The sequence below is a fragment of the Gordonibacter sp. genome (genome assembly GCF_036667095.1).
Classification (GTDB): Bacteria; Actinomycetota; Coriobacteriia; order Coriobacteriales; family Eggerthellaceae; genus Gordonibacter.
Window position 1 is genome coordinate 1 of the sequence record NZ_JAVWUP010000268.1, and the last position, 2,819, is coordinate 2,819.

3 protein-coding genes are annotated in these 2,819 nt (G+C 53.2%); 2 read left to right on the forward strand and 1 reads right to left on the reverse strand.

Annotated features, from left to right (window positions below; all coding sequences use genetic code 11):
• Together RR842_RS13480 and RR842_RS13485 are read left to right on the forward strand one after the other, a co-directional pair.
• The coding region (locus RR842_RS13480) for an FAD-binding protein (protein WP_332730099.1) at positions 1 to 481 on the forward strand (481 nt) is incomplete at its 5' end.
• A gap of 263 nt (positions 482 to 744) precedes the next feature.
• On the forward strand, positions 745 to 1,344 hold the full coding sequence (locus RR842_RS13485; protein WP_332730100.1) for a TetR/AcrR family transcriptional regulator: 600 nt from the start codon (positions 745 to 747) through the stop codon (positions 1,342 to 1,344).
• Here the strand turns inward: RR842_RS13485 and RR842_RS13490 are convergent.
• A complete protein-coding gene (locus tag RR842_RS13490) occupies positions 1,315 to 2,739 on the reverse strand; it encodes a C69 family dipeptidase (RefSeq protein ID WP_332730101.1) in 1,425 nt (474 codons plus the stop codon). The two genes, RR842_RS13485 and RR842_RS13490, sit on opposite strands and share 30 nt — an antisense overlap.
• Positions 2,740 to 2,819 lie beyond the last annotated feature (80 nt).

The following is a 2,819-nucleotide window of genomic DNA, read 5'->3' on the forward strand; positions in this document are numbered from 1 at the left end:
TGTTCCCAAAGAAAATCGCAATTGGCACGCGGGTTTCAATGATGCTGTTGCAAATGGTGCTATTAAGAAATGCGACACTCTCGATGAGCTTGAAGAGGCGCTTGGTCTTAATAAGGGTATTTTGGTGAACGAGGTTAAGAAATGGAATGACGCTTGTGCGGCGGGCGTTGATTACGCTGCGAACTACAAGCTTAACCCCGAGTGGCTCAAGCCCATTGCGAGCCCTCCGTATTATGGTGCCAAAATCGGTGGCAATATTTATGGCACGCGTGCCGGCTTGCGCGTCAACACGGGAATGCAAGTTATCAATACGAAAGGTGCGGTAATCCCCGGTTTGTATGCCGGCTTCCATACCGCTGGTGGCGCGTCGGGCGAAAACAACATTTCAAGTCGTACGCACGGTGGTGTGTTCGGAGGTGTTGGAACTTCGTTCATTGGCGGCTACATGGCGGCATCAAGTATTTTGGGAGAACCGTTCTAAACTCTACGATCACTTTAGCTCTGCACCGGCGCTTACGAGCCGCTTAGCCCTATCCCTTTCCCCTTGCGGGCGGCTCGGCGCTGTGTGTTTATCCAGGAGTGCCCCATGAACCTTTAGTGCACGTGTTGAGGAATTCTATAACGCGTGCGTGTCGCTAGCGTGTTGGCGTGTGAGAAAAATTGGTGGGATACTGGATTTTGATCGGAAGGTACGAGTGGAGCGTTATACGCTAAACTGTAGCTGCCGATACAGGAAAGTGTGCCATGAATTACGAATTTCATTACATACAGGGTAAAGATGCTGTTCGCCTGGATATGATCCACAAGCTCGAACGGCCTCTTGATCAGGGAACCGTTGCCGAGATATGCGGCAGTTTGGACATATCTCGGCAAACTTTCTACAACTACTTCGCTTCAAAAACCCAGATGGTTCACTGGTACTTAACTTTTTTGTCCCAGTTTTATTTGGCCTCCATAGGGCGTAGCTATACGTGGCGGGAAGGCTTGCGAAAAACGCTACAACTTTGCCGGCACGAACAGGCATCCTTGACACGGTGCCTTCCGCGATCGAAAAGCGGTGCTTCTGCCATAAAAAGTTTGTACGATCTTCAGCTTTTCTGGATACGCTTGCGTGTGGATCAGATAAAGCAAGTATTGGGCGGCAGGGACGTTGCTGATGGCACTATCGCGCTTGTCCATTATGCCGAGGTATATGTAGCTGCGGAAGCATCCCTGTTGTATGGGTGGATTGCCGAGGATATGGCAGTATCCGGTGAAGAAGTTGCTGATTTTATAGCGGGATGTGTGCCGCCCATGCTTTATCAAGAACTTTCTCTACAGGTTTGCGTCCATGTCAAACGATAGGCGGGAATCCTCTGCTGCCGCCATGATGACGTCTTGGAGAACCGCGCGTGTATCGGCCAATATCTCGGCCATAAACGCGTTGTTTGCATCCGTTAAGGCTGTTGTTAGCGCCGTGTCGGAAAGTGATGTCGTATCGCGGTCGGTGGCGGCGACGAACGCATGAGCTTTTTGCCGGCAGGTTGTTAGGTAGTCGTCAACCGTGCGCGCGGCCAGTTCATAACGGTTTTCTGTCAACATACTCAGCGTGCGCAGCAGCCAGTAGGTACTTTTAGGATCGGGACGATCCGCCGTGCTTTCCCAGGCGGGATGCGCCTGGGTGGCGTTCGCGAAAAACGGCACGAAGGGTGAAAATGCTGTGGTGGCAAGCGATACCCAGTGAATGCCTGCGCGATCGGGGGGTAAGTCGGCTCGCAGCTGTAGCACGTGGCCTTCCTGCGTGCGGGAAAGAGCGATACTGCGATAGCGGGTGCGGGTGTGTTTGTCGCCATCTGCGCCCAAAGGGTCGAATGCGGTTCCTTCGAAGTGTGACCCGAGCAGCTGCGTCACGTCATCGACGCCCAGCAAACGGTCGGCGCGACGAATAAAGGGCAGGTTTAAGTCTTCGGGTTGTTGTGCGGCATCGGAGGAAAACAGGCGCTGGCCATACCAGACGCGCGGGGTGTTGTAGTGTGTGTCCTGCTGCGTGTACGTGCCGAATATGCGGCGGAAATCAAACGTTTTTGGGCGTGGATTGAGCTGGTGTTCATCTACGAATTCCCGAATACCCACCGATGAGCAGAAGTCGTCTGATTTGAAATTGACCTTTTGGATAGAGATGCGGTTTGAGCAGACGGCGTAGGAGTTGTCGGGAATGCGTTGAGCTACCCAATGATGTCCGGTAGCGAGTTCCATGTACCATACCTCACGGGCGTCAGCTAGCAAAATGCTGTTGCTTTCAGCTGATCCGTGTGTGGCTATAATATCGGCAATACGCGCGATACCCTCGCGAGCTGTAGTGATGAAGGGGAGCACCACCGAGACCAAGGAATCTTCGGCAAGTCCATTTTCGACTAAGGGGTCGTGGGCGAGTACGCGTTCGTTGGCGTAGGTGCTTTCGGTGGCGCTCATGGCTACACCGGCTGCGTTGATGCCGGCTTCTTCGTACATGCCCGCACTGCTGTCGATTTCGGGGGTGGCCGTGTAGGACAGGCCCTCTCCGTTAAGTTCGCAGGTAAAGCCATTGTTTGCGGACGTGAAGCGCTCCTTGTGATACGTGTGCGCGGGTGTTACCACGAAACGTTTGGGCATGCAGGCGTGCGTGTTGTCTTCTGTGCGTGCAATCATGGTTGAGCCATCCAGTGATGCTTTCTTGCCTACGAGGATAGACGTGCACGCGCAGTGCGTTGATCGGGTCATGGGCGCTCCTCTCGCTTGCGGAATCTTCATAGCACAATAATATCACCAGATGGCACATATATGGTTTTACGGGGTGTTAT